The organism is Oleiagrimonas sp. (assembly GCF_027858935.1).
GTDB lineage: Bacteria > Pseudomonadota > Gammaproteobacteria > Xanthomonadales > Rhodanobacteraceae > Oleiagrimonas.
Genome location: NZ_JAQIBU010000048.1, coordinates 1 through 5447, shown reverse-complemented (window position 1 = coordinate 5447; position 5447 = coordinate 1). Strand labels below are relative to the sequence as shown.

Below are 5447 nucleotides of genomic sequence, written 5' to 3'. Positions count from 1 at the left end.
AATAGACGGGAATCACGTTGACGTCGAAAAAGAAAAAACAGCCCAGCGCGCCCCGGCCCAGCATGACCATGGCCGATCTTGCGTATCTGGCCGGGGTTTCCAAGATCACGGTGTCGCGGGCGCTTGCCGACAGTCCGCTGGTCAATGCCGATACACGCGCCAAGGTTCAGGAGTTGGCACGTGAGCATGGCTACAAGCTCAATGTCAGTGCGCGCAACCTGCGTTTGCGCCGCAGCCACACGGTGGCCGTGATCGTGGAAATGAAGCCTTCCAGTGATCGCACCATGTGGGATCCGTATCCGCTCACCTTGCTGGGCGGTATCTCGCAAGAGCTCACCTCTGCCGGCTACAGCGTGCTGCTGACCACCCGCCAAGGCTCCAGTGCCGCAGCGGTGCAGGCGGCGGACGGCTTGATCCTGCTAGGACAGGGCGTGCGCGAGGATGCCGTGCATCTGTTCGACAAGCTGGGGTTGCCGATGGTGGTCTGGGGCGCGCAATCACCGGAGGACGATCATGTGGTGGTAGGCAGCGACAACCGCCATGGTGGCGCTGCCGTGGCCGAGCGTTTCGTGTCCATCGGGCGTCGCTACCCGGTGTTCATCGGTAATCCTGACCATCCCGAGATCGCCGAGCGCCTGCATGGCTTCGTCGACGAACTGGCGCGACATGACATCAAGCCGTTACTGCTGCGGCGCAATGAATTCACGCTCGCCTCGGGCGTCGACGCGGTGCGCTCGCTGGCGCGACGCGAGGCACGCTTCGACAGCATCTTTGCCTGCAGCGACCTGTTGGCCATGGGTTCCATCAGGGCGCTGGTCGAGCTCGGGCACCAGGTGCCCAGTGATGTCTCGGTCGTCGGTTACGACGATACCCCGCTGGGGGCCAGTTTCCTGCCGCCCCTCAGTTCGGTGCGACAAAACTGGCAGGAGGGCGGCATGTTGCTTGCTCGCAAGGTGCTGGCGCTGGTCGAGGGCCAGCCCGCGGAATCGGAAATGTTGCCGACCACGCTGGTGCTGCGCTCGACCTGATTGGTCCGATGGTCAGCTGTCGGACTTGGGGGGTTGGGCCGTCAGCGCCAGAGTGATCCGGAAACAGCTACCACCACCAGCGACAGGCACGTATTCCAGTTCGGCCTGGTTGGCATCGCACATCTGCTTGCACAGATACAGGCCCAGTCCGGTGCCGTACTCGTGGGTGGTGTAGAACGGCTCGAAGATCTGAGCAGCGACCTTGGTCGGAATGCCGGGGCCGCGATCGACCACCTCCAGCAAAGGAGGGCCGGACTCGCTGGCGGCACGGGAAATCAGCATGACCCGTGCCGGTTCGCCCGGCATGCGGCCATAGCGAAGGGCGTTCTGCACCAGATTCCAGATCACCTGTTGCAGATGCTGCGGGTCGATCACCGCCTCCACGGCGGTGGGCTGGACGATCGCGCGCAGGGAGTCACCGCCAAGGTCGTTGCTTTCGCTGTACTCGTCCACGAAATTCAGAGCCCAGGCATTCAGGTCCAGGGTCTCCGGACGGGAACGTTCGCGTCGTGAAAGCTGCAGGATATTCTCGATGATCTCGTTCAACCGGCTGCAGTGATTGTTGATGATCTCGACCATGCGCTGGTCGCCCTGGACCAGGTCCTCGGATTCGGCCAGCAGCTGGGCGGAATAGCGAATCGCTGCCAGCGGGTTGCGGATCTCGTGCGCGATCGACGCCGAAAGGCGGCCCAGCGAAGCCAGAGTAAGCTCTTCGGCGCGGCGGGAGACAAGCGAGGTGTCGTCGAGGAAAATCAGTATGTTGGAATCATCATTGGCAGCCAAACGGGTGAATCGCGGCACAATCTCGGGGACACCTTCGGCGAGCGCAATCGAAGTCTCGTCGAGCTTGTTGTAGTGGCGCCAGTGGAACAGACGGCGGGACAATTCAGGGGCCAGCGTACCCAGGTCACGCTGGCCGATCGAAGGGCTGCCCAGCAACATCCAGGCCGATTCGTTGAACTGATGCACCTGGTTGCCGTCATCGACCAGCAGCACGCCGGTCTTCATGCGCCGGATGATCAGCTCATTGACCTGGGCCAGATTGGCCAGGTCCAGTCCGCGTTTTTGCGCCAGCGCCTCGGAGGCACGCATTTGTCGTCCGAGGATATTGCACATGCCGGCTGCGGCCAGATAGACGATGCCGAAGAGGCCGCTTTCCAGCAGTTCGCCATCAAAACCGTGAAACTGGCTGCCGAGAAAGACCTGGCCCAGCATGCCCAGCGTAGCCAGCGCGGCGAAGAACAGCGCCAGGCGCATGGGCAGCACCAAGGCGGCGCCGGCCAGGTTCACCACCAGCATCATGGCAATCCCGAGGCGGGCGTTGTGCATCGCGAACACCGCGGTGATGGCGATGAAGATGTCCACGGTGATCGCGGCCGAGGTGTACAGGACGGGCCGCAGCAACCATGCGCGTGTGCGCAACAGCGCGATCAAGGCATAGCCCAGCGACAAGGCAGCAACGACCTTGGCCAGCACGGGCAAGTTGGGATCAAGTCCCTTGCTGCCTGCAGCCCAGAAGGCCAGCAGGCTGTAGACAATGGCCTGCGCCACGCGGAACCAGTTCAGGAAGTACAGCTCCCGGCGGGCCGTGCTGGTGCTGGAGATGGAGTTTTCGAGGGTCTTGGCGGCAACGGACACGGCAAATCCGGAACGCGGGAATAGGCTCAAGTATAGCGTTGCGCGGATGGCTGCGAGCAGTTGTTTTCGGGGCCGACCGAACGGTTTTTCGACTGCCCCTTTCCATTGAGGTGCTGTTCTTGGACAATAGTGGGCTGTCGCGAGCGGATTCGTCGTCGGCTTCCTGCCCGATCCCGCCGCCCGTGTATCCATCGCCGTCGCCGTGCCCGCGCCCCCGGTGCCCGCCGCTCGACTGCGCGTTTCACGACCGTTCGAGGTATCGGATGAATTTTCACGAATATCAGGCAAAAGAGCTGTTCGCGCAGTACGGTGTGACCGTGCCGCCGGGCAAGGTGGCCGACTCGGCCGAAGCCGCTGTGGAGGCCGCCAGGGCCCTCGGCGGCAAGCAGTGGATGGTAAAGGCACAGATTCATGCCGGCGGCCGTGGCAAGGCGGGCGGCGTCAAGTTCTGCAAGAGCCTGGACGAGGTCAAGGCGGCCGCGTCCGGCATGCTTGGCACGAACATGGAGACCTACCAGTCCGGTGGCCGCGCGTTGCCGGTCAATCTGGTACTGGTCACCGATGCCACCGACATTGCCCGCGAGCTGTATCTTTCGGTGCTGGTGGACCGCGACAACAAGTCGGTCTCGTTCATCGCTTCCAAACACGGCGGCGTGGACATCGAACAGGTTGCACGGGAAACCCCCGAGGACATCCACACGATCGCCGTGGACTACGTCGAGGACCTGCAGCCCTACCAGTGCCGCCAGCTCGGATTTGACATGGATCTCAATCCGAAGCAGGTGCGCCAGCTGACCGGCATCATGCTCGGCCTGTACAAACTGTTCAACGAGAAGGACCTGGCGCTGGTCGAGCTCAATCCGCTGGCGGTGCTCGAAGACGGCAGCCTGGCCGCGCTGGATGGCAAGGTGAACTCCGACGACAACGCCGAGTTCCGGCACAAGGATCTGGCCGCAATGCGCGACCTGACCCAGGAAGACGCCGCCGAGGCGGCCGCCGTGGAGCACAACCTCAACTACGTGACCATGGACGGCACCATTGGCTGCATGGTCAATGGCGCGGGTCTGGCCATGGCCACCATGGACGTGATCAAGCTGGCGGGCGGCGAGCCGGCCAACTTCCTCGATGTCGGCGGTGGCGCCACTACCGAGCGTGTGACCGAGGCCTTCAAGCTGATCCTGTCCTCGGACAAGGTGAGCGCGATCCTGGTCAACATCTTCGGCGGCATCGTGCGCTGCGACCTGATTGCCGAGGGCATCATCGCGGCGGTCAAGGAAGTGGGGTTGAAGATTCCGGTGATCGTGCGCCTGCAGGGCACCAACGTCGAGAAGGGCCGCGAGTTGCTGGCTAATTCCGGTCTGGCGATCACGCCGGCCGATGATCTCAACGACGCGGCGAAGAAAGCCGTGGCCGCCGCGAAGTGAGGAGCATTCAGGCATGAGCGTACTTGTCAACAAGAGCACCAAGGTGATCGTGCAGGGCTTCACCGGCCAGCAGGGCACCTTCCACGCCGAGCAGGCGATTGATTACGGCACCCAGATCGTGGGTGGTGTCACACCCGGAAAGGGCGGCAGTGAACATCTGGAACGCCCGGTATTCAACAGCGTCAGTGACGCGGTCGAGGCAACCGGCGCCAATGCATCGGTGATCTTCGTGCCGCCGCCGTTCGCGGCCGATTCCATCCTCGAGGCCATTGATGCGGGCATCGGAGTGATCGTGGCCATCACCGAGGGCATTCCCGTGCTGGACATGCTGCGCGTGAAGAACGTGCTGGAGGCACACCCGGAAACGGTGCTGATCGGCCCCAATTGTCCGGGCATCATCACCCCGGGAGAGTGCAAGATCGGCATCATGCCCGGCCACATCCACAAGGCAGGCAACGTCGGCATTGTGTCGCGCTCGGGCACACTGACCTATGAAGCGGTCTTCCAGACCACCAACGAGGGACTGGGCCAGTCCACCTGTATCGGCATCGGTGGCGACCCGATCCAGGGCATGAACTTCATCGATTGCCTGAAGCTGTTCCAGGAAGATCCCAAGACCGAAGGCATCATCATGGTCGGCGAGATCGGTGGCAGTGCCGAAGAAGATGCCGCGGAATTCATTTCCGAATACGTGACCAAGCCAGTGGTGTCGTTCATCGCCGGTGCGTCGGCGCCTGCGGGCAAGCGCATGGGCCACGCCGGTGCCATCATCTCTGGCGGCAAGGGCACGGCCGAGGCCAAGTTCGCAGCGCTGGAAAAGGCGGGCGTGACCACGGTCAAGTCGCCGGCCGATCTGGGCAAGACCCTGGCCGAGCGCATGAAATAAACGGTTGTCGCGGTCTTGCCGCGATGGCCGTATGGACTGCAAGGGCCGCGAATCATCGCGGCCCTTGCGTATCCCAAGGAATCCAGTCATGGCCGTACTGAAGCTTGCGCTGGCACAACACGACTTTACCGTGGGTGCGGTGAAGGCCAATGCTGCGCGCGTTCGGGAACTTGCGTGCGAGGCAAAGGATGCCGACGCGGACCTCGTGGTCTTTCCGGAGCTGGCCCTGTGCGGTTATCCACCCGACGACCTGTTGCGCCGGCCCAGTTTCATCGCGGCCTGCGAATCAGCGCTCGCTGACCTGGCCGCAGCCGGTTACGGCATCGACATGCTGGTCGGCCACCCTGCGCGTGCCGACGAAGTGGCCCACACGCTGGACGAGAACGCCTTCCAGCAGCCCTTGCTCAATGCACTCAGCCTGCTGCGTGGCGGTACCGTGGCCGCACGCTACGCCAAGCACGCGTTGCCCAA

General features: G+C 63.1%; 5 protein-coding genes. 4 read left to right on the top strand and 1 reads right to left on the bottom strand.

Annotated features, from left to right (window positions below; genetic code table 11):
* The first annotated feature begins 68 nt into the window (after nucleotides 1-68).
* Nucleotides 69-1028: a LacI family DNA-binding transcriptional regulator gene (locus PF446_RS01845; RefSeq protein ID WP_298069119.1), complete on the top strand. Its 960-nt coding sequence runs from the start codon at nucleotides 69-71 to the stop codon at nucleotides 1026-1028.
* Nucleotides 1029-1040: 12 nt separating this feature from the next.
* Here PF446_RS01845 and PF446_RS01840 read toward each other — a convergent pair whose 3' ends face one another.
* Nucleotides 1041-2666 carry an ATP-binding protein gene (locus PF446_RS01840; protein ID WP_298069117.1) on the bottom strand — a complete coding sequence of 542 codons (1626 nt, stop codon included), beginning with the start codon at nucleotides 2664-2666 and terminating at the stop codon, nucleotides 1041-1043.
* 263 nt (nucleotides 2667-2929) lie between these two features.
* On the opposite strand from PF446_RS01840, the gene sucC reads away from it, so the two are divergent.
* The 3 genes from sucC to PF446_RS01825 all read left to right on the top strand — a co-directional run.
* On the top strand, nucleotides 2930-4090 hold the full coding sequence (gene sucC / locus PF446_RS01835) for an ADP-forming succinate--CoA ligase subunit beta (protein WP_298069115.1): 1161 nt from the start codon (nucleotides 2930-2932) through the stop codon (nucleotides 4088-4090).
* Between the two features lie 13 nt (nucleotides 4091-4103).
* Nucleotides 4104-4976 (top strand): succinate--CoA ligase subunit alpha, encoded by an 873-nt coding sequence (gene sucD / locus PF446_RS01830; protein WP_298069113.1) that lies wholly within the window; start codon nucleotides 4104-4106, stop codon nucleotides 4974-4976.
* An 88-nt stretch (nucleotides 4977-5064) separates the two neighbouring features.
* A partial coding sequence (locus PF446_RS01825; RefSeq protein WP_298069112.1) for a nitrilase-related carbon-nitrogen hydrolase occupies nucleotides 5065-5447 on the top strand: 383 nt, incomplete at its 3' end.